Source organism: Psychrobacter sp. bablab_jr014, assembly GCF_016464015.1.
GTDB lineage: Bacteria > Pseudomonadota > Gammaproteobacteria > Pseudomonadales > Moraxellaceae > Psychrobacter.
Genome location: NZ_JACDXT010000038.1, coordinates 1 through 25380 on the forward strand (window position 1 = coordinate 1; position 25380 = coordinate 25380).

The 25380-nt window shown below is 49.1% G+C and carries 25 protein-coding genes; 13 read left to right on the forward strand and 12 right to left on the reverse strand.

Annotated features, from left to right (window positions below):
• Positions 1-241: 241 nt before the first annotated feature.
• Both JIE71_RS08915 and dxs read right to left on the reverse strand, forming a co-directional pair.
• Complete coding sequence (locus JIE71_RS08915; RefSeq protein ID WP_199508364.1) at positions 242-1069, reverse strand: inositol monophosphatase family protein; 828 nt, start codon at positions 1067-1069, stop codon at positions 242-244.
• A 355-nt stretch (positions 1070-1424) separates the two neighbouring features.
• Entirely contained in the window at positions 1425-3461 is a 2037-nt protein-coding gene (gene dxs / locus JIE71_RS08920) for a 1-deoxy-D-xylulose-5-phosphate synthase (RefSeq protein ID WP_199508365.1), read from the reverse strand.
• A gap of 391 nt (positions 3462-3852) precedes the next feature.
• On the opposite strand from dxs, the gene ribA reads away from it, so the two are divergent.
• The 3 genes from ribA (at position 3853) to JIE71_RS08935 (ending at position 6622) form a co-directional block, all read left to right on the forward strand.
• Positions 3853-4470, forward strand: coding sequence for a GTP cyclohydrolase II (ribA, locus tag JIE71_RS08925; RefSeq protein WP_199508366.1), 618 nt, complete (start codon positions 3853-3855; stop codon positions 4468-4470).
• A 75-nt stretch (positions 4471-4545) separates the two neighbouring features.
• Positions 4546-5577 carry an oxygen-dependent coproporphyrinogen oxidase gene (gene hemF / locus JIE71_RS08930; protein WP_199508367.1) on the forward strand — a complete coding sequence of 344 codons (1032 nt, stop codon included), beginning with the start codon at positions 4546-4548 and terminating at the stop codon, positions 5575-5577.
• 574 nt (positions 5578-6151) lie between these two features.
• Positions 6152-6622: a c-type cytochrome gene (locus JIE71_RS08935; RefSeq protein ID WP_228284613.1), complete on the forward strand. Its 471-nt coding sequence runs from the start codon at positions 6152-6154 to the stop codon at positions 6620-6622.
• A gap of 81 nt (positions 6623-6703) precedes the next feature.
• Here the strand turns inward: JIE71_RS08935 and JIE71_RS08940 are convergent, their stop codons facing one another.
• From JIE71_RS08940 to JIE71_RS08950, 3 genes are all read right to left on the reverse strand, one after another.
• A complete protein-coding gene (locus tag JIE71_RS08940; protein ID WP_199508368.1) occupies positions 6704-7744 on the reverse strand; it encodes a mechanosensitive ion channel family protein in 1041 nt (346 codons plus the stop codon).
• A 127-nt stretch (positions 7745-7871) separates the two neighbouring features.
• Complete coding sequence (gloA, locus tag JIE71_RS08945; protein WP_199508369.1) at positions 7872-8414, reverse strand: lactoylglutathione lyase; 543 nt, start codon at positions 8412-8414, stop codon at positions 7872-7874.
• Between the two features lie 149 nt (positions 8415-8563).
• Positions 8564-9202, reverse strand: coding sequence for a carbonic anhydrase (locus JIE71_RS08950; protein ID WP_199508370.1), 639 nt, complete (start codon positions 9200-9202; stop codon positions 8564-8566).
• Positions 9203-9487: 285 nt separating this feature from the next.
• On the opposite strand from JIE71_RS08950, the gene potA reads away from it, so the two are divergent.
• From potA to JIE71_RS08970, 4 genes are all read left to right on the forward strand, one after another.
• Positions 9488-10708, forward strand: a complete 1221-nt coding sequence (potA, locus tag JIE71_RS08955) for a spermidine/putrescine ABC transporter ATP-binding protein PotA (RefSeq protein WP_199508371.1) — start codon at positions 9488-9490, stop codon at positions 10706-10708.
• A complete protein-coding gene (potB, locus tag JIE71_RS08960) occupies positions 10708-11586 on the forward strand; it encodes a spermidine/putrescine ABC transporter permease PotB (protein WP_199508372.1) in 879 nt (292 codons plus the stop codon). Before potA ends, potB begins: the two co-directional genes overlap by 1 nt.
• Positions 11586-12380 carry a spermidine/putrescine ABC transporter permease PotC gene (gene potC, locus JIE71_RS08965; protein WP_199508373.1) on the forward strand — a complete coding sequence of 265 codons (795 nt, stop codon included), beginning with the start codon at positions 11586-11588 and terminating at the stop codon, positions 12378-12380. Before potB ends, potC begins: the two co-directional genes overlap by 1 nt.
• Positions 12381-12444: 64 nt before the next feature.
• Positions 12445-13335 (forward strand): LysR family transcriptional regulator, encoded by an 891-nt coding sequence (locus tag JIE71_RS08970; protein ID WP_199508374.1) that lies wholly within the window; start codon positions 12445-12447, stop codon positions 13333-13335.
• Positions 13336-13819: 484 nt separating this feature from the next.
• Here JIE71_RS08970 and JIE71_RS08975 read toward each other — a convergent pair whose 3' ends face one another.
• The 4 genes from JIE71_RS08975 to JIE71_RS08990 form a co-directional block, all read right to left on the reverse strand.
• On the reverse strand, positions 13820-14191 hold the full coding sequence (locus JIE71_RS08975; RefSeq protein ID WP_199508375.1) for a CrcB family protein: 372 nt from the start codon (positions 14189-14191) through the stop codon (positions 13820-13822).
• Positions 14191-15264, reverse strand: coding sequence for a tRNA (adenosine(37)-N6)-threonylcarbamoyltransferase complex transferase subunit TsaD (gene tsaD / locus JIE71_RS08980; RefSeq protein WP_199508376.1), 1074 nt, complete (start codon positions 15262-15264; stop codon positions 14191-14193). Before tsaD ends, JIE71_RS08975 begins: the two co-directional genes overlap by 1 nt.
• Before the next feature lie 136 nt (positions 15265-15400).
• The gene (locus tag JIE71_RS08985; protein WP_199508377.1) at positions 15401-15943 is read right to left on the reverse strand and encodes a c-type cytochrome; all 543 of its coding nucleotides are present in this window, start codon (positions 15941-15943) and stop codon (positions 15401-15403) included.
• A gap of 46 nt (positions 15944-15989) precedes the next feature.
• On the reverse strand, positions 15990-16388 hold the full coding sequence (locus JIE71_RS08990; RefSeq protein WP_199508378.1) for a hypothetical protein: 399 nt from the start codon (positions 16386-16388) through the stop codon (positions 15990-15992).
• Between the two features lie 377 nt (positions 16389-16765).
• Here JIE71_RS08990 and rpsU point away from each other — a divergent pair, with 377 nt between their 5' ends.
• Together rpsU and JIE71_RS09000 are read left to right on the forward strand one after the other, a co-directional pair.
• Complete coding sequence (gene rpsU / locus JIE71_RS08995; RefSeq protein ID WP_199508379.1) at positions 16766-16981, forward strand: 30S ribosomal protein S21; 216 nt, start codon at positions 16766-16768, stop codon at positions 16979-16981.
• A 327-nt stretch (positions 16982-17308) separates the two neighbouring features.
• Positions 17309-17758 carry a GatB/YqeY domain-containing protein gene (locus tag JIE71_RS09000; protein ID WP_199508380.1) on the forward strand — a complete coding sequence of 150 codons (450 nt, stop codon included), beginning with the start codon at positions 17309-17311 and terminating at the stop codon, positions 17756-17758.
• 131 nt (positions 17759-17889) lie between these two features.
• Here JIE71_RS09000 and JIE71_RS09005 read toward each other — a convergent pair whose 3' ends face one another.
• The gene (locus JIE71_RS09005) at positions 17890-19449 is read right to left on the reverse strand and encodes a M48 family metalloprotease (RefSeq protein ID WP_323126924.1); all 1560 of its coding nucleotides are present in this window, start codon (positions 19447-19449) and stop codon (positions 17890-17892) included.
• Between the two features lie 244 nt (positions 19450-19693).
• Here JIE71_RS09005 and JIE71_RS09010 point away from each other — a divergent pair, with 244 nt between their 5' ends.
• From JIE71_RS09010 to thiS, 4 genes are all read left to right on the forward strand, one after another.
• Entirely contained in the window at positions 19694-20092 is a 399-nt protein-coding gene (locus JIE71_RS09010; protein ID WP_228284614.1) for a sulfurtransferase TusA family protein, read from the forward strand.
• A gap of 348 nt (positions 20093-20440) precedes the next feature.
• Positions 20441-21331 (forward strand): RNA polymerase sigma factor RpoH, encoded by an 891-nt coding sequence (gene rpoH, locus JIE71_RS09015; RefSeq protein ID WP_416232027.1) that lies wholly within the window; start codon positions 20441-20443, stop codon positions 21329-21331.
• Positions 21332-21431: 100 nt separating this feature from the next.
• Positions 21432-21800: a DUF423 domain-containing protein gene (locus JIE71_RS09020; protein ID WP_199508382.1), complete on the forward strand. Its 369-nt coding sequence runs from the start codon at positions 21432-21434 to the stop codon at positions 21798-21800.
• Positions 21801-21859: 59 nt separating this feature from the next.
• Positions 21860-22060: a sulfur carrier protein ThiS gene (gene thiS, locus JIE71_RS09025; RefSeq protein WP_199508383.1), complete on the forward strand. Its 201-nt coding sequence runs from the start codon at positions 21860-21862 to the stop codon at positions 22058-22060.
• 371 nt (positions 22061-22431) lie between these two features.
• On the opposite strand, the gene hpf is transcribed toward thiS, so the two are convergent.
• A complete protein-coding gene (hpf, locus tag JIE71_RS09030) occupies positions 22432-22800 on the reverse strand; it encodes a ribosome hibernation-promoting factor, HPF/YfiA family (protein WP_199508384.1) in 369 nt (122 codons plus the stop codon).
• Between the two features lie 482 nt (positions 22801-23282).
• The gene (gene rpoN / locus JIE71_RS09035; RefSeq protein ID WP_199508385.1) at positions 23283-24914 is read right to left on the reverse strand and encodes an RNA polymerase factor sigma-54; all 1632 of its coding nucleotides are present in this window, start codon (positions 24912-24914) and stop codon (positions 23283-23285) included.
• Between the last annotated feature and the right edge of the window lie 466 nt (positions 24915-25380).

Genomic DNA, 25380 nt, shown 5'->3' on the forward strand with positions numbered 1-25380 from the left:
GTCCCTGCGGGCTGATGCTAAAATTGCCCCATACTGCGTTACAAATCTCGCTAAGGCATCTGCATTATCGTCGCTTTGTGCCTTGTCTGGAACAATTTTAGCGATCAGCAGTGCCTATTTGCGAATGTTCAACACGCCCTAGTAAAACAAAAAAAGCTGACTCATCATAAGTCAGCTTTTTTTTTGCTTAAATAACAGCTACTAAAATAATAGCGGCTTAAACAACAGCTACTTTAACTATCTACAGCACATTGTTCCAAGCAGGGACAACCACTTGCATGAGTGGCTTTAAGAGTTTGACGTTACACGCAAAGATAGAGCCTGTGGTCATAGAATCGTGCGCACCTTTATGGTCAACCACCACGCCGCGTGCTTCATTGACAATCAGCTCGCCTGCTGCAATGTCCCAAGGCTTAATAGACATTTCAAAATAGCCATCCAAACGACCTGCGGCAACGTAGCACAAGTCGAGCGCCGCTGAACCTAAACGGCGAACCTGACCGCCCGCTTCGTGTACACGGCGTAGGCTCTCAAAATGCTCGGCAGCATAAGACACAGGTGCGCCATCTTTCATACGCTCGTACGGATGACCTGTGGTGAACAGACCGCCTTCTAGGGTTTTACGCTCAGTGACATTGATGCGGCGCTGGTTTAGGCGTGCGCCTTTACCACGACTGGCTGAAAACATCTCATCGCGGACAGGGTCATAGACCACGCCATGCTGAGTCACGCCTTTGTGCTGTACGGCGATAGACACACAAAACTGTGGCAAGCCGTGTACGAAGTTTTTGGTGCCGTCTAGTGGGTCAATAATCCAGCACCAGTCTGCGTCTTCGCCGCGACCTTCTTGGTAACCGAACTCTTCGCCTAGGAATGAATGGTTGGGATAGCTGCTTTTTAGGGTTTCAATCGTCAGCTCTTCGCTAAAGCGATCGATGCGCGTGACCAGGCCATCGATGCCTTTTGACTCAATGTCCAGCTCGATTTTGTGGCGGTTTTGGTGTGCGTGTAAAATCTCAGTACCAACTTTTTCTGCAGCGCGGGCTGCGATGACGACCATGGGTTCCATAAATAACCTATCTGTGTGAAAAAAGTGAAGAAATAACGGGGTTAAAACAGCCATACCAGCACAGAAATACGCCAAGTCTAAACCCTCAGTAATGTACTGAAAAGACCTGCCATACCAAACCATAAGGCACTACTGACTTGCCACTTGGTCATCATCCATGCTGTAAAACAATAAACACCTACGGCAAGTAGGTGATGAGTTGCCAAGCGCGCTGCGTCAACACGCCCGACCAATCAACAGTACATCATACGTAAAATAATATGGCAAAACGCAAACAGCGCCGCCTTAAACAATCGCTTTATAAAAAATCTTCATGCCCATAAAGCGCAGCCCTGTCAAAACGGAGATTGAGCGTCTATGCGGCAACGCTACGAATCTGGCGCACAATGCCGTCGGCATTCAAGCCACAATCCGCCAGCTGCTCGGCAGGTGAGCCGTGCGCGATAAAGCGGTCGGCAATGCCGATATTATAAATGACGCACGGACGCGCTGTATAGGCGGCAGAGTCATTAAGCAGATATTCATTTACCGCACTGCCCGCGCCGCCCATAATCATGTGCTCCTCAGCCGTCACAATATGCGTGATGCCGTCAGCAATCAGACGCTCTAGCATCTCGGTATCGAGCGGCTTAACCCAGCGCATATTGACCACACGCACTGCGCAATCGGCAATAAAATCGCTACTGTCTGGACTCGTTAAACGCTCAGCGCTGTCTACCGCAGCCGCAACCATTGTCCCAAATGCCAAGATTGCAATTTGCGTGCTTGCTTGCGCATCACCGTACTGAGCCTCTAAGACCGCTTTGCCAATCGGATAACACTGGGCGGGACGGCTAATCGGCACGCCAACACCTGCACCACGTGGATAACGCACGGCAGTGCTGCCTTCGTACTCATAGCAGGTATTTAACAAGTGATAGCACTCATTTTCATCTTTGGGTGCCGCAATCAGCATATTGGGCACGCAACGCAAAAACGCGTAATCGAACACACCCGCGTGCGTCGCGCCATCTTCGCCAACGAGACCTGCCCTATCAATAGCAAAGGTCACGTCCAGATTTTGTAGTGCCACATCATGAATCAGCTGGTCATAACCACGCTGCAAAAAGGTCGAATAAATCGCCACAATTGGCTTGACGCCTTGGGTCGCCATACCTGCCGCAACTGTCACCGCGTGCTGCTCAGCAATCGCCACATCAAAAAAGCGCTCAGGATAGGCTTTGGCAAACTCGGTCATGCCTGAGCCTTCTTCCATTGCTGGGGTTATCGCGAGCAGCTTATTGTCCACTGCGGCCTTGTCGCACAAAAATTCACCAAATACTTGTGAGTACTTTAGAGCAGGTGCAGGTTGTGGCGCGGCCTCTGCTTTGTTGTTCTCCGCAGGCAATTTACCAATCGCATGATAGCCAACAGGGTCAGCCTCAGCGGGCGCAAAGCCCTTGCCCTTAGTGGTATAAATGTGCACTAAAACAGGGCCTTTGACTTGCTTAGCACGACTTAAAACGCGTAGCAGCTCAGGCACATCATGACCATCAAAAGGGCCAAAATAGGTAAAGCCAATCGCTTTGAATAAATTGTCTTCTAACTTGGGTACAGCGCGCTGTTCAGTATGGCGTTTGCGGCGGTCAAAGGTCTGCATATCTGGGCGTTTTTTAATCGCAGGCGCTCCGTCTTCGGTAATGTCCACCTGATAGCCCGATTCCCACAGCATCGCCAAGTGACGCGAAAAACCACCGATTGAGCAAGAGATAGACATGTCATTGTCATTTAAAATGACCAATAAATCTGCGTCTTGTTGCACAGCATCGTTCATTGCCTCAAATGCCATGCCGCCTGTCATCGCACCATCGCCGATGACGCATGCCACCGTCTGCGGGCGGTTTTGATAGCGCAGCGCAAGGCTCATGCCAAGCCCTGCCGAAATCGCGGTTGAAGAATGCCCCACGCCAAAAGTGTCATATACCGATTCGGCGCGCTCAGGAAAGGCCGTTAAGCCATCTTTAGCACGGATGGTCGCAAGTTGTTCACGGCGACCTGTTAATATTTTATGCGCGTAGGCTTGATGCCCCACATCCCAGACGATTTGGTCAGCAGGTGCGTCTAACAAATAGTGCAATACCAAGGTCAGCTCAACCACACCGAGATTGGCACCAAAGTGCCCGCCGCTTTGACCGACAGAATACAGTAAAAACAAGCGCAGCTCGTCAGCGAGCGTGATGAGCGCGTCAGGACTGAGCGCGGACAGCTCAGCAGGGCTATTAATCGTATCGAGTAACGGCGTGGTGGGACGCACGTGCGGTATCGCCGTATAGGTCTGTTGTAAGCCAGTAGCGTCTGCCATAGGTGCCGATGTGGGTGACCAAGACTGTGAGGGATGGAGTGACTGCTGCATAAATCTTACGATACCTACCAATCTACTGACAATTTATTATTCGTTCGTTATACCGTCATGCACTCTAGCATAGACGACACAGATTATCTGTGTATTGCTGTGTAATCAACGTCCACACTAGGGCACATGCGCTGCCAACATTGGCGTGCATGACGCTGGTGACCCTACAGTAAGGCAAGCGCACAGACTTGTCACTGTATCCGTCAAAATAGTATGGCATAATAGCATTTTTTTTTAACTGTCGCTTCAATCATCGTGCGTCGTCTGTGAACTTTGTGTGTTTTTATAAAAACTTACCCGTTCACACCCCGTGCGCCCTATCGAGCCACGTTTTGCATCAATACGTTTTAGGACTTGATAGATACCGCGATTGCACCGTATGTGGGACATAATGTCATATCAATTTATCACCAATGCCAAACTACCGACTCGTCATGGCGAGTTTGATATTCATATTTTTGAAAATGAAGCAGGTCAAGAGCATGTGATGTTGACCGTTGGGCTACCGACTGACACGCAGCACGCACCTACCGATACGCCGCCGATACCGCTGGTACGCATTCACTCTGAGTGCTTGACAGGCGACGCCTTTAGCTCATTAAAATGCGATTGCGGCCCGCAATTAAATGCGGCCATGCAAGCCATCCAAGAAAGTGGCTGTGGCGCGATACTATATTTGCGACAAGAAGGTCGCGGTATCGGTTTGACCAATAAAATCCGCGCTTATGCCCTTCAAGACCAAGGGCATGATACCCTCGATGCCAATTTAATACTAGGCTTGCCTGCAGACGCTCGCACCTACGATATGTGCCAGCCGATGCTCGCGCACGTCGGTGTGGATAAGGTACGTCTGATTACCAATAACCCCAATAAGCTGGCGTACTTAACCGAGCACGGTATTGAAGTGGTCGAACGTGTCGCCCTTTTGGTTGGGGTCAATGATGCTAATGCCAGCTACCTTGCCACCAAGCGTGACCGTATGGGACACTTATTGGACAGCGATTTTTAGAGATTCGCTCTAGCGCATCTTTTTTGATTTTTTATTGTACCGCTTTGTTTGACCAACTGGAGCACCGTAACCGTTATGAATAAAACGACCGCACAAGCTCAAGATATTCAGTCTAAGAATACCCAGTCAAAAGACACGCCTACTGCCTTTCCTGATAGTGACGCTATTGCTCGCGTACGCGCTTTTTTAGTCGATTTACAGGCGCGTATTTGCGCGGCATTAGAGGCCCAAGAAAGTGCTGGCGGCGGTCAAGCGCGCTTTGTTCCTGATGAGTGGGAACGCCCTGAAGGCGGTGGTGGTCGCTCGTGTGTATTGGCAAACGGCGACGTCATCGAAAAAGCAGGCGTGATGTTTAGCCACATTCACGTCCACAACCTACCCGCCTCCGCCACAGCACGTCACCCTGATATCGCGGGACGCCGCGCGCAAGCCATGGGTGTCTCGTTAGTCGTACATCCTAAGAATCCCAACGTACCGACCAGTCACGCCAATGTGCGCCTGTTTGTTGCCGAAGCTGAAGGCAAACCGCCGATTTGGTGGTTTGGCGGTGGGTTTGATTTGACGCCGTTTTATCCTGTGATGGAAGACTGTATCCATTGGCACCAAGTCTGCCATGACTTGTGCGCGCCGTTTGGCGAGTCGGTGTATTCTGACTTTAAACAGTGGTGTGATGAATATTTTCACTTGCGTCACCGTGATGAGCAGCGCGGTATCGGCGGGCTGTTTTATGACGACGTAAATACCGAAAGTCGTGGCTGGGACTTTGAGACCTGCTTTGACTTTATGCAAGCGGTTGGGCAAGGGTATTTAGAAGGCATTGTGCCTATTTTTGAGCGCCGCCGCGAGACGCCATATACTGAGGCGCAGCGTGAGTTTCAACTGTATCGCCGTGGACGCTATGTTGAGTACAACTTGGTCTATGACCGTGGCACGCTCTTTGGGCTGCAAAGTAATGGGCGCATCGAATCAATCTTGGTCAGTATGCCACCACTTGCCAGCTGGCATTATCGCTTTGAGCCTGAAGCAGGCACGCCTGAATTTGAGCTGACCAACTATTATCTAAAACCGCGTGAGTGGTTGACAGCGGATTGTCCTTTAGCCAATTAGGGCGTGTTGAACATTCGCAAATAGGCACTGCTGATTGCTAAAATTGTTCCAGACAAGGCACAAAGCGACGACAATGCAGATGCCTTAGCGAGATTTGTAACGCAGTATGGGGTAATTTTAGCATCAGCCCGCAGGGACAGGACTCTTTTTTGCCGCTTCATCGTTAAAAATAAACGCTTAGAGTGACTAAACTTATTATTTTTAACTTCGAATCGCCTAAAAAATAGTCGCTGTCAGTGCCATGGTCGAATGGTCAACACACCCTAACATACTTTAAACACTAAAAAATACGCTGATAAAGGTCAGTGGCCAACATGGCTACTGACCTTTTTTCTGTCTTTTAAACATGTCTAAAAAGATTACGAATAGGCTTTTTAACCTTTTTTGAACAAAAAGGCACGGAATTACTATATCTCGCGCGCTTATCTTAAGGCTACATTGTTTTGTAAAAGGGCTAACCAAGTGTTGGCTATTATTTATAATTACTTAACCATTGTCGGTAGCAGTATTTTTTCATTGTCATGACTGCGTCAAGCACGAAGCCATACCAGCATGACCATTTATTGAGGAGCTTATGATGTCATTGTTTAATCAAACCCGTGGGATAAAGTCGGTAATCGCGCTAGCGCTTATCAGTGCAACTGTAGGCCTTAGCGCATGCAGCCAGTCTGCTAGCCCAGACATCAAGGCACGTGAAGACATTATGAAAGATTGGGGCAATGCCATGGGCATCATGGGCGATATGATTAAAGCGCCAGATACCTTTGATGCCGCCACATTTCAAGAACAAGCGGCCTTCTTAGCAGACAGCGCGGACAGTCCATGGACGCATTTTCAAGATGAAAGTGCAAAAGGTGGAGCGATGGAAACCGTATGGAGCGATGCCGAAGGCTTTAGTAGTGAAGCGGATAACTTTGAACAAGTAACAGAAGCACTCAACCAAGCAGCACAGGGAGCAACCAGTGTCGAAGATGTACAGCCCGCCTTTGCAGAAGTCGGCGCATCGTGCAAATCTTGCCACACTGAATACCGTGCTGAAAGCTAAGTTTTTAAACAAACAAAAATAACGCTGTAAAAAAACCGCCTGGGCAATGACTTGGGCGGTTTTTTTGTCCATGAAAAAGGCCTAACTGCCTTGCTGTGGCAAGTTGTCATCAGGGATGGCGCTTTGCGTGTCTTGTGTCTTCGTTTGTTTTTGCGAGTTTGCGCCCTGCGCTTCTTTCTTTTCTTGAGCTGGGTCTTGCATCGCTTGTTGTTTGTCGTGCAGTTTTTCAACCACTGCATCGACCGAGGCGTCACTTAAATCCAGCGTACGAATGGGGAACGGAATGTTCACGCCCGCAGCGTCAAGCTTGGATTTAATCTGTACAATCACTTCGTGAATCGAGGCAACTTTATTGGCTTGCGTGCCATCATCAATAAACCAGCGCACCATCAGATCAATAGACGAATCGCCAAACCCTGTAGCAATGACGCTTGGTTTTTGAATACGTGACACGCTTTTGGCGTCTTCAAGCGCTTGAATAATCTGCGCTTTTGCACCTTCAATGTCATCGTCGTAGCCAATACCCACTCCCACTTGTAAGCGGCGCTGCTTATAGGCGGTATTGACCGTCAGTGCCGAAGTGTAAAGATCAGAATTGGGAATCACCACTTGGCGACCGTCATAGGTTCTGATGGTGGTGGCGCGGATCTTGATGTCCTCGACTGTCCCTTCATAATCACCTGAGATGATTTGATCGCCAATACGAAAAGGCTCAGAGAGCAGTAATAAAATCCCTGACAATAGGTTTTGAAAAATGTCTTTAAACGCAAAACCAATCGCTACCGAACCAATACCGAGCGCGCCAATCAGCTTGGCAGGGGTAAAACCAGGGATGGCGATGACCATCGCAATCATAAAGCCGATAAACAAAATCAGCGCGCCGCCGACCCGCTGAAAGACTTTGACCAAGTTTTGGTGTCGTTGGCGCGCGCCAAGCAGTTTATGTATCAGTTTTTTAAATAAAGCCGAAAGTAACCAAAATATGGCAAAGACAATCAGAGCAGCGACAAAGTAAGGCGTACGCTCTACAAGCTCTGTACCCAGCTCATTGGTGGTTTGTACCACTTGTTGATAAATGGTGAGTCCATTACTTAAGGTAATACTGCCATCCGAAGTCGGCATAAAGTGATGCTCCTTATCTTATTTTCGGTGTTTTTTATTACTATTTGTTAAAATTTTGGCATCAAAGTGACTTTGATGGCGCGGGTTGTTATTACTGGTCATCGCGCCACCTTGTAACTCGTACTTATTAGCTCATTAATCCCGCTTGGACAATCTCAATCCAGTAGCCGTCCACATCTTTGATAAAGGCGATGTTTTTCATGCTGCCATCTTCAGGGCGTTTTTTAAAGGTGACGTTATTTTTATCAAACCATTCAACGGCCGCTGTCAAATCAGGCACGTTAAAGCAAATGTGCCCAAAGCCCTGTGGTTCGCTGTTGCCGTCATGATAGCTAAAATCGGCTTTATCTTCGGTGCCGTAGTTGTGCGTCAGCTCAAGGATACCGCGCTGGCGAAACGCATAGATGGCAAGCTCGTCGCCCTCAGGCAGATTGTCACGCTCCTCGTCAGTCAGCTTGGCCAGAAAGTACAAGTCAAACTGCATATCAGGGTATTTTTTGACTGCCAGTAAAGTCATCCCCAAAACGCCTGTATAAAACGCAAGCGATTTTTTGGGATCTTTGACGCGCAGCATGGTGTGGTTAAAGGTAAAGCCGTTGGTCTGCGTGCTGATTGGCTGTACGCCGTCGGCTTGGATACTGTTTTTGGGTTGTGCAGTGGTATCAGACATAAATAATCCTACGTTGTTTTTATTTATCATAATAAAAAAATGAGCGTTTACGACTGTGGTTTTGTAAAGGCTCATGGTTTAAGCGTATTCAATAAGCACTTATAAAGCAATGGTTACATGCTTCATTGATGCGCTATCAGAGGCAGTTGTTAGATTTCAAAAAACTCGACTTCGCCCGTTTTTAGGTCATATTCTGCACCGACAATCAGCAGTTTGCCGCTGTTGTATAGGTCTTCTAAAATACGTGAACCGTGTTTTAGTTGGCTGACCGACATACGCACATTAGCGCGGATTGAGCTGTCGATCAATTTCTCGGTATCAACCTCTTGACCCGTCGCTGAGGCCAGCTCATAGAGGTTGTAAACGCTTGGGCGAATGCGGTCAACGATAGACTGCAAGTTCGGTGAGTAGTTTTGCTCGGGGTTTAAGATGGTATCCACGCACGCGGTGACCGCGCCGCAATGTGAGTGACCCAGTACCACTACCAGTTGGGTGCCAAACTGCTCGGCAGCAAACTCAATCGAGCCGATCTGTGAGGGCGCCACGATGTTACCCGCCACACGGATGACGAACAAATCACCTAGCCCTTGGTCAAAGACAATCTCAACAGGGACACGAGCGTCTGAACACCCTAGAATAATGGCAAACGGCTCTTGCTTGTCTACCAGCTCAGGGCGCTTTTGGGTCATTGGGTCGGTGCTGGTCAGACTGGTGACATAACGCTCATTACCATTTTTGAGCAGTTCAAGGGCTTCTTGTCCAGAGGCAGGGCGTTTACGGTCTGTCATAAGGTATCCTTAAGATGTTGAATAGAAAAAATAGCATACACCATCAGTGGGTGAACAGTCATGCACTCATACATTGCTAACAAAAGATTGTATCGCAATCACTGCCCAAACAGAATGCGCGTTTTGTAGTCAAATCTATCAAGGGCTACGTATCGTAAACGCTGCTGGCCTCAGGCTTTGTTATACTAACAGGCTTACGCGGCGTAATGACCGCCCTTGATATTTTTACCTCGCGACCCATCAATCAGCGCTCACTGCCTTGATATGTTTTAGGAGCTTACCGTCATGCAACAGTCATCGTCCGAACCGCCTGCTGCCGCCAAAGAGACTTTACTGCACGTCTCGGGCGTCAAAAAAAGCTTTGGCAGCACTCATGTGTTGACCGACATTCACTTGGATATCAAGCAAGGTGAGTTTTTAACCCTTCTTGGGCCTTCAGGTTGCGGCAAGACCACGTTACTGCGTTTAATCGCAGGCTTTGAGCAGCCTGATGCGGGCGCGATTGTGCTCGATGGGCAGCAAATGGCGGGTTTGCCTGCGGACAAGCGCCCGATTAATACGGTGTTTCAGCAGTATGCCCTGTTTCCACACATGACGGTGGCGCAAAATGTCGGCTATGGCTTAAAAATAAAAAAAGTACCCAAAGCTGAGATTAAAACCCGCGTGCAAGCCATGCTGGAGATGGTGCAGCTGACGCACTTGGCAAACCGCAAGCCGCAAGACCTATCAGGCGGACAACAGCAGCGGGTGGCGATTGCGCGCGCGGTGATTAATCGCCCCAAGCTATTGTTACTTGATGAGCCGCTCTCTGCGCTCGACCACAAATTGCGCTTGCAAATGCAATCGGAGCTCAAACGCTTACAGCGCGAGCTGGGCATTACCTTTGTATTCGTCACCCACGACCAAGAAGAGGCGCTGTCGATGTCTGATCGTATCGCGGTGATGAAAGGCGGACGCTTTGAGCAGATTGGCACGCCGATTGAGATTTATGAAACCCCTGCCAATTTATTTACCGCAAAATTCATCGGCGAAACCAATTTATTCACCGCGACTGTGAATGCGGTGCATCCTGACGCGCCCGACCGCAATGGTGTGGTAAATAACGGACGCATCGAAGTGACTCTACTAGGCGATGCTGATAGCGCTGCCCTACGCCGCAATGTGCGCCGCCCCGCGCACGCGCTTGATGTCGCGGTCGGTGATACGGTCAGCCTCTTACTGCGTCCAGAAGACTTGCGTATTTATGACGCTGCCGATAGCACGCATCACGGGCTGTTTGGTCAAGTGATTGACAGTCAATATAAAGGCAGCACGCTGGATTCCATCATTGAGCTGGACGATGGACGCGTGGTCAAGGCGTCAGAATTTTTTGATGAAGACGACCCGAGCTTTGATTATAAGCTGGGCGAGCGCGTTAAGGTGGCGTGGGTCGATGGCTGGGAGTGGCTGTTGGCGGAGACTGAGCCGACCCCCAAAGAAGCCTTGATGGCTAAGGATAGCATCTGATGATGGGCGCACGTTTGCACAAGTCCAGCCCGTTTCGCACCGCAACATTATGGCTGATATGGGGCTGGCTACTGATATTTGCGCTCATACCCAATATCTTGGTGATTGCGGTCAGTTTTTTTAGTCGCGACCCCAGTCAGTTTTTCGGTATGCCGCTTAACATCGGTAGCTACATTCGTCTGATTGACCCGCTGTATTTTGATGTGTTTATGCACTCTTTATGGATGGCGGGGCTGACCACGGTATTGTGCTTGCTGTTCGGTTATCCGTTTGCGTGGCTGATTTCACGTGCCAAGCCGCGCGTGCAGCCGATACTCATGCTGCTGCTGATTTTGCCATTTTGGACGAACTCTTTGGTGCGTACCTACGCGCTCAAATTGCTGTTTGCCAATAACGGCTTGATTAATTCGCTGCTGCAAAAGCTTGGCATTATTGATGCGCCGTTAGATATTCTCTACACCCAAGGCGCGGTGATTGCAGGCTTAACGTATTTGTTGTTTCCCTTTATGGTGCTGCCTCTGTATGCAGTATTTACTGACTTGCGCGAAGACATGCTGCTCGCGTCACAGGACTTGGGCGCAAACAAACGCCAGACCTTTTGGCATATTGTGTTGCCTTTAACCACACCAGGGATACTTTCAGGCGTGCTGCTGGTCTTATTACCCGCGATGGGCATGTTTTATGTCGCCGATATTTTGGGCGGCTCGCGCAACTTATTGGTCGGTAACATCATTAAAAACCAATTTTTGGACGCGCGTGACTGGCCCTTTGGCGCAGCGGCAAGTGTGCTACTTACCGTCGCCATGGCAATCTTGTTGCTGGCGTATCGTGCGAGCAGCCGCCGCATTGGCAAAACCGACTTTAATGAGGTGGCATAATGGCTAAGACGTCTGCAAACACGCGTAGCTTCACTCGCCTCTTAGGGCGCGGCTATCTGACGCTGGTATATGCCCTGTTATATATTCCCATTTTAGTACTGGTGGTCTTGTCGTTTAACGAATCCAAGATCGGCTACAACTGGGGCGGCTTTAGCCTAAAGTGGTACGAGTCGCTGTTTAACAATCAGGCGATGGTCACCGCTTTTGGGCATTCGATTGTGCTCGGCTTGGTGGCGGCGAGCGTGTCTACTTTGATTGGTACCTTGACGGCGCTTGCGCTGCACCGTTATCGCTTTCGCGGTAAAGGCTTGCTCCAAGGCTTATTGTTTGTGCTCATGATGTCGCCTGAGATTGTGCTTGCCATCTCATTATTGGTACTGTTTTTGCTGGTGGGTTTGCAGCTTGGTTTCGTGTCGTTATTGATTGCGCACATTACCTTTTGCTTGCCCTTTGTGGTGATTACCGTGTTTGCGCGCTTAAGCAGTTTGGATGAGCGTCTATTGGAAGCAGCGCGCGATTTGGGCGCGACCGAATCGGTGATGATACGCACGGTATTGATACCCGTGATATTTCCTGCGGTGCTCGCAGGCTGGCTGCTTGCCTTTACCTTATCGCTTGATGATGTGGTGGTCTCGACCTTTGTGACGGGCCCGAGCTATGAGATTTTGCCGCTGCGGATTTATTCGATGGTGCGTGTGGGGCTAAAACCTGAGGTCAATGCGGTGGGTAGCTTGCTGCTACTGGCCTCTTTGGTACTGGTCATCATCTCTCAATGGCTGCTGCGCAAACGCTAGTGCGTGAAAATTCGCAAAATATTGCTTATAATGAATTTTTTTCAGTTTTGCGGTTTGCTTATTTATGCTTGAGCTTCGTCACCTTCAAACTTTGACTGCCCTGCGTGCGCACGGCTCGCTTGCCGCGGCAGCAGATGAGCTACACGTGACCGCCTCAGCGGTGTCGCATCAACTCAAAGAGCTGGAAAATTACTACGACATCAGCTTGGTCAATCGGCGCACGCGGCCATTGACCTTTACCCCTGCGGGCAAAACTGTGCTGGCGCTTGCGGATAATATCCTACCGCAAGTAACCCGCACCAAAGCGAACCTGAAGCGCCTAGCCTACGGACAGGCAGGGCGTCTGCGTTTGGCGTCTGAATGTCACAGCTGCTTTGATTGGCTGATGCCGATTTTGAATCAATATCGCCGCGAGTGGTCTGATGTCGAGCTGGATTTTGCCACAGGTTTTGAGCCTGAGCCGCATCATTTGCTGTTAGAGGGTGACATTGATTTGCTGATTACCACCAGCAATTTGCCGATTGACGGCCTCAGCTACCAGCCGTTGTTTGAATACGAAAGCCGCTTGGTGCTCTCACCAACGCACAATTTGACGGAGCAGTCGTTTGTCACGCCTGACGATTTAACTGAAGAAACGCTGATTGCCTACCCTGTCGAAGCCAAGCGTCTCGACATTATCGCTAAGTTTATGACCCCAGCGGATGCCAGTTTTAAAAAAATGCGCACAACCGAGCTAACAGCGATGCTAATTCAGCTGGTCGCCAGCGAACGCGGTGTGGCAGCCTTGCCCGATTGGGTGGTCAGTGAGTATGAGAAAAAGGGTTGGGTCGTCTCGCGTCCATTGGGAGAAGGCGTCTATTGCCAGCTGTATGCTGCGACGCGCACTGCGAGCAATGACACCGCCTATATGCAAGGCTTCGCAAGCTTGCTAGCTGGGATAGTAAAGCCAGTTTAAGACTCCACTCTTTATTACCTTTTTTGGTTATAAAATACTGTCCGCTTTTTTACGTTATGATAGGCGTTGGGAGAAATAATGGTTCCCCATACAGGAACCAAACTACACTGGCTAACATCAATAAAAGAAAGGCATTGGCTGTGGTGGTGCTTTGTCAGTGTACATCAAGGTGTACAACATTAGCAGCGGCTTGAATGTGAAAACAGACGTTACATGGTCTGTCTTTTTAGTAGCTAATCCCTTGAGTTTAAAGGGTCGTTGCTGGTAGCAGCTGATTTGTGTAGCCATTTATCGGACCGTAACCTCAATTTGAGGTATTTCCACCAGTGGTGGTCGGATCTTCTTAACTGGTCTAAATAGGTTATACCCCATCAAAACCAGTTATTTTTCCCTTTAAACCCATTAACAGACTATTTAAAACAGACTGTATTTCGGTAACTACTTAAATCAGACCACTAATGAGGTAGATGATATCGATAAAAGCTCAAAGTACACTTTTAAAGATATAAAAGCCAATCGCTGTCGCCATCAAAGTCAAGCCCACATGCAACCCAATGAGCCCAAGCCCTGCAAAGAGTTTGCCCGCATTTAAAAAGGTAAACACCTCAGCGCTAAAAGTACTAAAAGTGGTCAACCCGCCCAAAAATCCTGTAATCACAAACAGGCGAATATTGGGCGACCAGCCTGCGCCGATACGCTCAAAGACAACCAGCGCCGCACCAATAAGTAAACCGCCTAAGATATTCGCGCCCAGTGTGCCCAGTGGTATCCAGTGGTGTACAGGGTTAAAGCGTGCCAAAAGCGCACGCAAACACGCGCCCAGTCCTGCGCCCAGACCGATGGCAAGCCACTGCATTAAATCGTTGTCTCAGTATCGGTATCGCTGTCCGCATCAATCGGCGGCAGCTCGGTCAACGGCCAGCGCGGCACACAACTGACCGCCAAATCATCATGCAAGCCAGCTTGCAAACGCTGATAACCCGCGTAGGCAATCATCGCGCCGTTATCGGTACATAGCGCAGGCGGCGCGTAATGGACGCTTGCGCCAATCTTGCTAAGGGCCGTCTCTAGCGTCTCACGCAAATGCTGGTTGGCACTGACACCACCTGCAATCACCAAGCGCTGCATGCCGCTTTGCTTGAGCGCCTTAACGCATTTTTTAACCAGTGTATCCACCACCGCATGCTGAAAACTTGCGGCGATATCGCCACGCACGTTGGGGTCGCTGTCCGCGCCTTTGGTGTCTTTAATCAGATTGTGTACCGCCGTTTTCATACCGCTAAAAGAAAAGTCCAAACCGCGATGCAGCATCGGGCGCGGCAAATCATAAGCAGTTGGATTGCCCGTTTCGGCAAGCTTGGCAATATTTGGACCGCCAGGGTATGGCAAGCCGAGCATTTTTGCCGCCTTGTCAAAGCACTCACCCGCCGCATCGTCAATCGACTCGCCCAATATCTCATACTGACCGATGCCATGTGCGGCAATCAGCTGCGTGTGCCCGCCTGAGACCAGCAAAGACACAAAAGGAAACGCGGGTGCATTCGCGCCCATCAATGGTGCCAGCAAATGCCCTTCCATGTGATGCACGCCAATGGCAGGAACATCCAGCGCATACGCCAATGTACGCCCAAACAGCGCGCCCGTCATGAGTGCGCCAATCAGCCCAGGGCCTTTGGTATAAGCGATGGCATCAATCTCTGATTTGTCTATCTTGCACTGTGCGAGCAGCTCATCAAAGAGCGGCACCAGCTTACGGATATGGTCGCGGCTTGCCAGCTCAGGCACTACGCCGCCATAGGTCGCGTGCAGCTCAATTTGTGAATACAGCACTTGTCCGAGCAAGCCTTGATTGCTGCTGTGCTGCGCTTCACTGTCAAAAATCGCCAGACCTGTCTCATCACACGAGGTTTCTAAACCCAATACTTTCATGCCTTTGCCTTTATCTTATCTGTGAGAACGGCGCAAATACGCGTCATTCCGAATCACCGCCGAGCGGCACAAAAAAAACCGCCATTGTACGCTGCAATGACGGTCATTTTAGCAAATTTCGCGGGGTCATATCAGCTTAGGAGCTTACTGCCGCGACCATATAGTCGACCGCCGCTTGTACTTCTGCCACGCTCACATCATCGGTGGCTTGTGCGGGCATCTTATTAAAGCCATTGGCTGAGTGCTGATACAGCGTTTCTTTGCCTTTGGCCAAACGCGGTGCCCATGCCGCTTTATCACTCAATCTTGGGGCATTGAGCATACCGCCTTCATGACAGATTTTGCAGCGGGTTTCATACAGGGTTTTGCCAGCATTGGCAGACAGTGGTGCACTGTCGGTCGCGGTGGCATCGGTTGCCATAGCGTCCGATGTGTCGGCGGTCTGTGCTGGCGCTTGTTCTACGGGCGCGGTGGTGCTGTCCGCGACCGCTTCTGCGTTGTCAGTACTTGGCGCAGCCGTGTTCTCTACCGTTTCAGGCGCAGTCGCCGCAGCGCTTGTCGTCTCGCTTGCAGCTGGGGGCGTCTCTTGTTGCGTCTCACCGCAAGCGCTGAGCAAACCGCTCGCAACTGCCAATGCCAACACCCAACCATAGCGCTGATGTCTTATCATTACCGTCATGCTGCCCCCTACTGGCTATCCGCTGATAGACCATTTGCTGTGCTGATTATTGCGCTGGCGTGTCTGCGGCTGGTGTCTCTTCAGTGGCAGCAGCATCGCTGTCTGCACTGGCTTCGGCATCTGCTGCTGGTGCCGCTGCACTGTCATCCGCGCTGGCTTCTGCCGTATCGTCCATCATTTCTTGCTCGGTGCTCATCGCTTCGCTTTCTGTTGCGCCTGCTTCATCAGCCGCTGTCGCATTGTCCGCAACTGCTGTCGCTGAGGTTTCTTCAAAGCCCATGTCTTCTGCTTCAGGGGCATTTTTGCGGGCAAGTTCAGCCGCTTCATCGACCATATCGACCGCTTTTACTTCTTCATGCTCACCGCCACCACAAGCACTGATACCCAGGCCTGTCGTGATTGCCAATGCTGCCCATAGTGCTGTCTGCTTTAGTGTTTTGCTCATGTGTCTGTCCTCAAATAAAATAACCAAAAAGCATCGCCATGCCTGCTGGCACATGGCGGTTATCATAGCACAAAGTCGATAATAGTCGTTATCGCAGTGTGGATTTTTAGCAAAAAAAGCAAAGCCTGTACCCGCGCGCCAGTCCTTGACGCGCAGCTTCATCCTCTTGTTTTTAAAGACAATTCACAATCTGACTTGCTGTGAGCAATCGGCAAAAGGTGTTGACTTTATTACAAATTTTAGCTAAAATACGCACCCTTGTGCCTCTGGCGCAAACCTGTCCTAGTTTGAGCTGATGCTGTGATTTGAGACATCATGGCTAAATATTAATACACAGCCAAACTAATGCCCTAGTATCTCACTCATAAGGAGTCTACATGCCTGCAGTAAAGGTTAAAGAAAACGAACCAGTTGATATCGCTATCCGTCGTTTCAAGCGTGCTTGTGAAAAAGCTGGCGTTCTATCTGACGTACGTAAGCGTGAATTTTATGAAAAGCCAACGCAAGAGCGTAAGCGCAAGAAAGCAGCTGCGGTTAAGCGTTATAAGAAAAAATTGCAACGCGACACCATCCGTACTACTCGTAAATACTAATTTACGCCAGTACTGACTTTCGTGTCAGCGGGCAGTTTGGTTGGCTTCGTCGCTACGTCTATAAACGTACACGGACATGACCCACGCATCAGACATTAAGCGTAACTCTTACAACTGATTTGTTTGCCTGCATCTTTTACGCGCCGCGTCAAACGCGCCTACTATAAGATGTTGCAGAACATAGCGTATATTGCCCCCATATCTGCGCCACTGCTATCTGTTGATATCAGTGGCGTTTTTTGTGCTACACTTTTTGTCACTTCATGACCCTTGGCGATGGCTGCCGAGGGTCTGTACCGTTTATTATGAATAAGGAAAGCCACTGGCATGAGCGATTTAAAACAACAACTGACCGACAGCATCAAAACAGCCATGAAAAATCGTGAGCTTGAGCGCGTTAAAGTCTTGCGTAACGTCCAGGCCGTCATCAAACAAATTGAGATTGACCGTCAAACCACATTGGCAGACGGCGATGTGCTCGAGGTGTTACAAAAGCAGCTCAAACAGCGCCAAGAATCGCTGCACATCTTTACCGAAAATGGTCGTGAAGACTTGGCAAGCAAAGAGCAATTCGAGATTGATATCATCAACGAATTTATGCCGCAGCAAATGACCACCGAAGAAGTCCAAGCCCTCGTCGCTGCTGAAATCGAAGCGCAAGGTGCAACCTCAATGCGCGATATGGGTAAAGTGATGGGCGCACTTAAAACAAAGACCGCTGGTCGTGCTGACCCTGCTGTTATCTCAGCCCAAGTCAAACAAGCCCTTCAAGGCTAATGAGCCTGCGCTAAGCAAATAAATAGTCAATAAAAAAGCCAAAAGGCAGGTCGCGTATTGCGTGCTCTTTTTGGCTTTTTTTATACAGGTTTATTGTCCGTTATCGGCAACAAAACAATATTTTTTCCCGCCTATGGCTGGTACTCTTGGGCGGTTTTTACAGCGCTTATTTCTTCATTAATAATAGGCAGTAAGCTGCTGGTCGCACTGCCCTGTTTTGCGACTGTTTGTGCTTGGGTTAAGGAAATTAGCGCCGCATTGTAACGCCCATTCCACAGCTGGTCATGACTGCGATAGCGCAAGGCGTTGACAGTGGCAATGTCGGCAAGCTTTCGGTCGCTGGTGGTTTTGGCGATTTTTTCATTGACCCGCTGTAAGGCTTGCCATGCGGCGCGGTCGGCGGGATTGCTTTGGGTTAACGGCTTTAATAACGCCTGCGCCTCTTGTACGCGAGCAGTCTCTAACAGGGCTTCTGCTAAGTAGATACGCAAGTCGCGGCGCTCAGGATAGATGCGCTGCTGTGCTGCCAGTAGGTTTGCGGCGTCATTCCACTTTTGCTGCTCGCTCAGCACATCCGCGTAACTGATGCTGAGCAGCAGCTCAATTTCAGGCTGGCTTTTGGCGGTCGCTTGCAGCGATTGATAAAGCGCTTCGGCCTCAGCGAAGTCTTGTTGCTCACCATACCACTGCATCAGCGCCATTTTTGCGCCTGTGCTGTTTTTGGCAGCGGTGGTTAGCGCCGTTTTAGAGGCTTCTTGACTCAACTGCTGCACGCGCCAATACAACATATCAAACAATACTTGATGCTGCGCTTGCTGATTCAGCGATGCGGCAGGATATTGACGCGCACGGCTTTGGGCGTCGCTTAAGCGCTCAGAGCTTAGTGGATGTGAGCGGATAAAGCTGGGCAGGAATTGATTTTTGGTTTGATTCAGCTGATTACTTTGATTGAGCTTAGCAAAAAATCGCGGCATGGCACGCGGGTCGTAGCCTGCTTGGGTCATGATGTCCATGCCGATACGGTCGGCTTCGCGCTCATTACTGCGGCTAAAGGCCATGGCATTGTTCATCGCTGCCGTTTGCGAGCCCATCATAACCGCAGTAGCGGCGTCACCATCGACTGCGGAGGCGGCAATAGCGGCGAGCATACCGCCGATTTGCATCATCATGGCTTGGCGACGCGCGTCATCACCGTGCTCATAATGGCGCTGACTGACATGCGCGACCTCATGCGCAATCACACTTGCCAGCTCATCCATGCTGCTCGCGGCGCTGATTGTACCTGTATTGATACCGATCACCCCACCTGGCGCGGCAAAGGCATTGATGTTGGGATTGTCGATAATGACGGTCGCCAGCGGCGCTTGCTGGCGCACTTCACTATTGAGCCGCCACGTCATGTTGGTAATGACTTCTTGCACCCACGGGTCATGCAGCATTTTTGTGCGCCCATTGAGTGTCTGTAGCGCCCACTCGCCCATCAGCTTATTTTGGCGTCTGTCAGCAAAGCTAAGGCCATCGCCCTGTAGACTGGGCACACGTAGCTCGTTATTCTCAGGCAGTTGCCACGATTGCCATGAGCTGGTGTCTGCGTGTCCCAATGACGCGGCGCTCATACCCGCTAGCAGCACAGCCCATGCATTTGGGCGCAGCACTCGAGCGGTTAAACATGAAAAATAAGAAGCAGTCACAAGCGCATCCTTAGCAATAAAAACAATTACTTAGCCACAGTTTCACGGCGCATTTCGCCTCTCACCATAGCCAATCGCGTACCACTTTACAAGTGAAAAATAACGGCGAACAGACGCCATATCCGCATACCGTTACCCGCGCACAGTCAGTAAGATTTGTTATAATAATGCGCTAATAATAAAAGCGGTTGTTCATCCATTCATGAACAGACCACCGTCATTTTATCAATCAAGGTATTTATTTATGTCTGCACTGCCACTTTCGCTTGCCCTTACGCTCACGCCCGATACCGAAGCGACTGTCCGCGATTGGTTGGCAGTGCTGCAAACCGCCGATACCGCTGCATCTGACTTCGATAAGCCGCTTAATATCACAGCCTTCGTCGACGGGCGCGCGCTTGCCTGTCCCATGCCGTTACTTAAAACCAAAGTTGCCCTACGTTCGCTACAATCTGGTGACTCAGTCTATGTGCTCGCCACTGATCCCAACTCATGCGCGGACATTGCCGCCTTTTGCGCGCAGAGCCCAAGCCTTGATTTAATGTTAAGCACGCGTACCAACACAGCGGCTACAGGCAGCAATACAACGCCCGATTCCGATACAATATTTCACTTCATCATTACTAAAACCGATAGCAACTGACGCAAGCTATCCTTTACAATCATTAGCATGACATTTTTTTATATATCATAAGGTTATATTCGAATATTTCTAACCCTTTTATTGATAAAATGAATAAGCACCCTACCCATTAGTTGGTAAACTTCTAACTATAGCGTGCAATAACTGCATATAACAACGACTCACGCCAAAACGGCGCGTCGAGATCATAAAGTATCCGTCCATTTGGCAACACCACGTATTGATACGACTTCTGATTTGATTAAGGTCAAAGATATGACTACTTCTGCCGACACAGCAAAACCACAAGCCACCGAAGAACCCTTGCGAGACGATCCTGCGCACTACGATGCTGAGACATTGAGCGATATGCGCACGCGTGATTTGGTGCCCTCAATGCCAACGCATCTGTCCGCGCCAGGGGTAAACCTGGGCGCATACATTAATACCGTGCACCAAATTCCTATCTTAACGCCCACTCAAGAGCAAGAGCTTGCACACCGCTATTATGATGATGGCGATGTTGAGGCCGCGCGTCTGCTCGTTATGTCACATTTGCGCTTTGTGATTCACATTGCGCGCAGCTATTCAGGCTATGGCTTGCCACAAGCGGACTTGATTCAAGAAGGCAATTTGGGACTGATGAAAGCGGTCAAACGCTTTGACCCCAATAAAGGCGTGCGCCTAGTATCCTTTGCCGTGCATTGGATTAAAGCAGAAATTCACGAATTTGTGATTCGTAACTGGCGCATTGTAAAAGTGGCAACCACCAAAGCGCATCGCAAACTGTTCTTTAACTTACGTAGCCTCAAAAAAACCAACAATCAACTCACCCTCGAAGAGGCGGACGCGATTGCTAAAGACTTAAACGTTACGCGTAAACAAGTACTGGAAATGGAGTCGCGCTTGACCTCGTATGACGCGTCATTTGAAACGCAGTCGAGCGATGATGATGACGGACGTTACGCGCCGCAGCTATTCTTAGAAGATGATATTGACCCTGCGGAGATGGTTGAAGAATCAGATTGGGAAGAAAACAATGCCTCTGCACTAAGCGCGGCAATGGACACCCTTGATGAGCGCTCGCGAGATATCGTTGAGCAGCGCTGGCTGGCTGAGCAAAAATCCACCTTGCATGAGCTGGCAGCAGTCTACTCTATCTCAGCAGAGCGTGTGCGCCAGATTGAAAAAAATGCCATGGATAAAATCCGTGACGCCATGACCATCGACAGCGTCATTCTGCCTGACGACGTGCGCTAAAACCAATATCAGCTTTTAACTGACGTATAGGTAGCTACCTGTACGTCAGTTTTATCCGTTTAACCTCTGAAAAACAAACGATAAGACAAAGAGAGTGGCTATGCTCAACTGGATATCTATTGCTGCTATTAATCTGGCATTGGCCGTTGGCTGTGGTGCCTTTGGCGCGCATGGGCTAAAATCTATTGTCAGTCTGCAGCAGCTAGAATGGTGGCATACAGGCACGCTATATTGGTTTATCCATGCGCTTGGACTGCTATTTATTGGTATTATGACGCGTCTCAATTACGCCTCCGCGATCAGTGCTTGGCTCATACAAATAGGCGTGCTGATTTTTACAGGCAGCTTGTACGCCATGACACTTGGCGCGCCGCGCTGGTTCGGTGCGATTACGCCCATAGGTGGCACATTGATGATTGTCGGCTGGCTGTGGCTGGCGGTCACTAGCTATCGTCTTGCCCAAAATTAATGCTTCTAGCATCGTTTTCATCGCTTACGATTTATGTATCTAATAAAAGGACCTTTACCATGACCACCATCACTGTCAATGGAAAGACACTACAGACCACGCATAAAACTGTGCAGTTGGTAATTAACGAGCTGGGACTGAGCACAGGACGCTATGCTGTCGAAGTTGATGGTGAGCTGACGCCCAAAAGCGAGCTGCCTGCTCTACCTATCGTTGAAGGCATGCAAATCGAAGTGGTACAAGCGGTGGGCGGTGGCTAAATGCGACTGACCCCTTATAAAAGGTAAAGCTCACAGGCAAACGATAATGCAGCGTGCGTTTTGTAGGTCGCCTCTATTGTGCATTAGACCGCTTTTTGACCTGAATGATTATGATATACACAACAAAAGACCTCAGTCGCGATACGATTGAGGTCTTTTATTTATAATGAATGGAAAAAATATAATGTGACATAAATGTTCTTCTAAATGCCATCTGATTGCTATGGCGGTGAAAAATAACTGCTAAAACTACGTTTGCCTCCTCTTAGCTTGCCATTAACAATGCGGCCTATTACGTTACTTGCGTTACTTTTAAAAAATACCCGCTACGCATAAGCCGCGTCCATAAGGTCATTATTATACCGTTTGCATTATGCGATTGGCGCTGCTTCTGCCATATCAAAATCTTCGTAGCGACCACCTCGCCCTTTCTTACGCTCTAAGCGCGTTTTGTATTTACGCACTTGTCTATCGAGTTTGTCTGCCATTTCATTGATGGCTTTATACATATCATCGTCATAAGCTTGGACAAACATTTCTTGGCCCGATACTCGAAGGATAGCTTCTGCTTTGTGGCTTTTTTGTCCGCCATCATTGGCACCACTATTATCAAGAGACAAAATTACTTGAATACTCTGAATCTGATCAAAATGGCGCTCAACACGGGTAAGCTTGTCACGCACTGCGGCGTCCATGGCTTCGGTAACACTGATATGGTGACCACTGATAGATACATTCATATGCTTGTCCTTATCTTTATTGCTATGTTTCAAAGATGCTTTGCTCTTACTAGGCATCTAACCGTATCAAGGCTTTTTATTTATCCGCTATAGGCCTTTATTGTTATACTGCAAAATGAAAGTCTTCTATACCATTTGTATTAAAAATCGACCTTTCGTCGTTGTTAACTGTCCTTGGTATGTCTCTAATTTGTCATGAATCACCGCGCCTGACAAGAGGACTTATTGTAATTAAATGTAACTAAGTCTTTTGTTGTCTTGCAAAGTGTATATAATCAGGACTTTTTATTTTTTTATAGCCATAGGCTTTAAGTTTCTTTTTGCTTTTGTTATTCATTGTCGCAGTTCATAAAATAGCGTTTATTCCTGTTGTTTGATGCTAGCACACACGCTTTGTGCAATCGGGCACGCGGCTGTATGGCACACCTCTCTACAAGACATGCTTTTGCTGATACAAGAAACAGAACTATGGATAAGACTGCTTAGAACTTTTGCTTGCGCTGAGTTGAGGAGCCAATATTCATGGCTTCGCGGTATTTGGCAACCGTACGTCGCGCAATATCGATACCATCGGCGAGTAAGGCCGCTTGGATACGGCTGTCGGATAACGGTTTTTTGGGGTTTTCTTGTTGAATCATTTGCTTAATCATCGCGCTAATGGCGGTCGATGAGATGTCTCCCTCATTACTACTGACGTGCGATGAGAAGAAGTGCTTAAGTGAAAACAAACCTTGCGGGGTTAAAATACTCTTGCTGGTGGTCAGACGCGAGACCGTAGACTCATGCAAAGACAGCTCTTCGGCAATGTCTTTTAAAATGAGCGGCTGCATGGCGGTTGCGCCGTGTTCCAAAAACGCCTGCTGACGGCGAATGATACTGGTGGCGACGCGCAATAGGTTTTGATTGCGCTCTTCGATACTACGAATGAATAAGCGAGCATCAGTCAGATGGGTCTTTAGATACTGGTTAGTTGGGCTGTCATCGCCACGCTTAATCAAATTGGCGTATTCTTGATTGACTTGTAGCTTGGGCAGCGTATCGGGATTGAGGCGCACTTGCCAGCCCATGGCCTCATCGTCTTTATCTTCTTTAGCGGCAGATTTTTTGCTGTGTTCACGAATAGGTATCACCAATACATCAGGGATATCATAGCTATCAGGCGCTTGCATATAGTCAGGCTGCGCGTGATAAAACGCTTGCCCTGGATTGGGATTTAAGGTGCGCAAGACTTGTAGGGCAAGGCTGATATGTTCAGGCTGCAATCCTGTGGTTTCGGTCAAGGCTTTGATATTGTTGCTGGTTAGGTGCTCAGGTGCTCTAAGTAGTGCTTTGGCATGTTCTAAATGCGGCGTGTCCGCATTAAGGCGCGCCAGCTGCAGGCTTAAACACTCCGCTAAGGAGCGCGCGCCGACGCCAAGGGGGTCACACGATTGGATAATATGTAGCACCGCCATGATTTCGTCATAATCAATGCGCATCTCCCACTGATAAAAGCTCGCCATGGTCTCAAAACTGCGCAGCAGCTCGTCAATATCAAGGTCGATAAACCCCCTATCGTCCATCGCATCCATCAGATAATCGGCAATCAAAATATCGGTGTCTGATAGGCGCTTAAAGTTTAACTGCCAGCGCACATGGTCTTGAATACAAGCAGACGTGGCGCCTTGATAGCTGTCCAAGTCCTCATCCATAGGCAGACCGCCACGTGACAAACTGCCCACATCAATCGTACTAAAGCCATCCATCGCATCAAAGCGGTCGCTTTCCTCTAAGGGCACGTCTGAAGCATCATCGTCCATCGTAGGCTGTTGCAGTTTGTCCCAGCTGTCGCTCATTGGTGTATCATTATCCTCTGACGCAGCCACCGTACCTGAGTCACTACTGCTAGTATTCCAAAGCTCTAAACTGTCCGCTTTAGCAGCCTGCTCGTGTATTTCCGCGCTTTCGGCGTCATCTTCCACACGCTCAAGCAGCGGATTGCTATCGAGCTTGGCTTGTACCTCTTGCGCTAGCTCAAGGCTTGAGAGTTGCAGCAGCTTAATGGCCTGCTGCATTTGCGGCGTGAGCTTTTGCGAGGTACTTAGGGTGGCTGTCAATCCAAATGACATACTCATGGCGGCTTGGTCACACTCCGTTGTTTGGGTCTTGGTACTTTTTTGCGTTTGTTGTTGTTCAAGGTTGTGCCTATCTTTAGGCCGTCTTTTTCTGCGCTCATGACGATAGCACTTTTTGCGCGCTTGTTGCTACGATTATCCTGATATTAACAAAATTGAGGGCAGTCTATAGTAGACTTCTTGCATAAGTCATCGTCAGCCCTTGTAACTCCGTCAGTGGAAGCCAATGAACTGGTACTTTTGCAAGAGATCTAGTCAGTAACATTTTATTTATGTGAAACGAAGCGTACACGGGCATGCAAATATCATCAGCAATTTTATAACATTAGGGCGTGTTGAACATTCGCAAATAGGCACTGCTGATCGCTAAAATTGTTCCAGACAAGGCGCAAAGCGACGATAATGCAGATGCCTTAGCGAGATTTGCAACGCAGTATGGGGCAATTTTAGCATCAGCCCGCAGGGA

Coding starts and splice junctions, on each gene's coding strand:
- tsaD (WP_199508376.1), bottom strand. CDS start 15,264: ATGAAAGTATTGGGTTTAGAAACCTCGTGTGATGAGACAGGTCTGGCG.
- JIE71_RS08935 (WP_228284613.1), top strand. CDS start 6,152: ATGATGTCATTGTTTAATCAAACCCGTGGGATAAAGTCGGTAATCGCG.
- JIE71_RS08990 (WP_199508378.1), bottom strand. CDS start 16,388: ATGAGCAAAACACTAAAGCAGACAGCACTATGGGCAGCATTGGCAATC.
- JIE71_RS08940 (WP_199508368.1), bottom strand. CDS start 7,744: ATGCCGACTTCGGATGGCAGTATTACCTTAAGTAATGGACTCACCATT.
- dxs (WP_199508365.1), bottom strand. CDS start 3,461: ATGCAGCAGTCACTCCATCCCTCACAGTCTTGGTCACCCACATCGGCA.
- potC (WP_199508373.1), top strand. CDS start 11,586: ATGGCTAAGACGTCTGCAAACACGCGTAGCTTCACTCGCCTCTTAGGG.
- thiS (WP_199508383.1), top strand. CDS start 21,860: ATGACCACCATCACTGTCAATGGAAAGACACTACAGACCACGCATAAA.
- JIE71_RS09010 (WP_228284614.1), top strand. CDS start 19,694: ATGTCTGCACTGCCACTTTCGCTTGCCCTTACGCTCACGCCCGATACC.
- hemF (WP_199508367.1), top strand. CDS start 4,546: ATGAATAAAACGACCGCACAAGCTCAAGATATTCAGTCTAAGAATACC.
- rpoN (WP_199508385.1), bottom strand. CDS start 24,914: ATGAGTATGTCATTTGGATTGACAGCCACCCTAAGTACCTCGCAAAAG.
- hpf (WP_199508384.1), bottom strand. CDS start 22,800: ATGAATGTATCTATCAGTGGTCACCATATCAGTGTTACCGAAGCCATG.
- JIE71_RS08985 (WP_199508377.1), bottom strand. CDS start 15,943: ATGACGGTAATGATAAGACATCAGCGCTATGGTTGGGTGTTGGCATTG.
- JIE71_RS08970 (WP_199508374.1), top strand. CDS start 12,445: ATGCTTGAGCTTCGTCACCTTCAAACTTTGACTGCCCTGCGTGCGCAC.
- potA (WP_199508371.1), top strand. CDS start 9,488: ATGCAACAGTCATCGTCCGAACCGCCTGCTGCCGCCAAAGAGACTTTA.
- JIE71_RS09020 (WP_199508382.1), top strand. CDS start 21,432: ATGCTCAACTGGATATCTATTGCTGCTATTAATCTGGCATTGGCCGTT.
- JIE71_RS09000 (WP_199508380.1), top strand. CDS start 17,309: ATGAGCGATTTAAAACAACAACTGACCGACAGCATCAAAACAGCCATG.
- JIE71_RS08915 (WP_199508364.1), bottom strand. CDS start 1,069: ATGGAACCCATGGTCGTCATCGCAGCCCGCGCTGCAGAAAAAGTTGGT.
- rpoH (WP_416232027.1), top strand. CDS start 20,441: ATGCGCACGCGTGATTTGGTGCCCTCAATGCCAACGCATCTGTCCGCG.
- ribA (WP_199508366.1), top strand. CDS start 3,853: ATGTCATATCAATTTATCACCAATGCCAAACTACCGACTCGTCATGGC.
- JIE71_RS08975 (WP_199508375.1), bottom strand. CDS start 14,191: ATGCAGTGGCTTGCCATCGGTCTGGGCGCAGGACTGGGCGCGTGTTTG.
- JIE71_RS08950 (WP_199508370.1), bottom strand. CDS start 9,202: ATGACAGACCGTAAACGCCCTGCCTCTGGACAAGAAGCCCTTGAACTG.
- rpsU (WP_199508379.1), top strand. CDS start 16,766: ATGCCTGCAGTAAAGGTTAAAGAAAACGAACCAGTTGATATCGCTATC.
- gloA (WP_199508369.1), bottom strand. CDS start 8,414: ATGTCTGATACCACTGCACAACCCAAAAACAGTATCCAAGCCGACGGC.
- potB (WP_199508372.1), top strand. CDS start 10,708: ATGATGGGCGCACGTTTGCACAAGTCCAGCCCGTTTCGCACCGCAACA.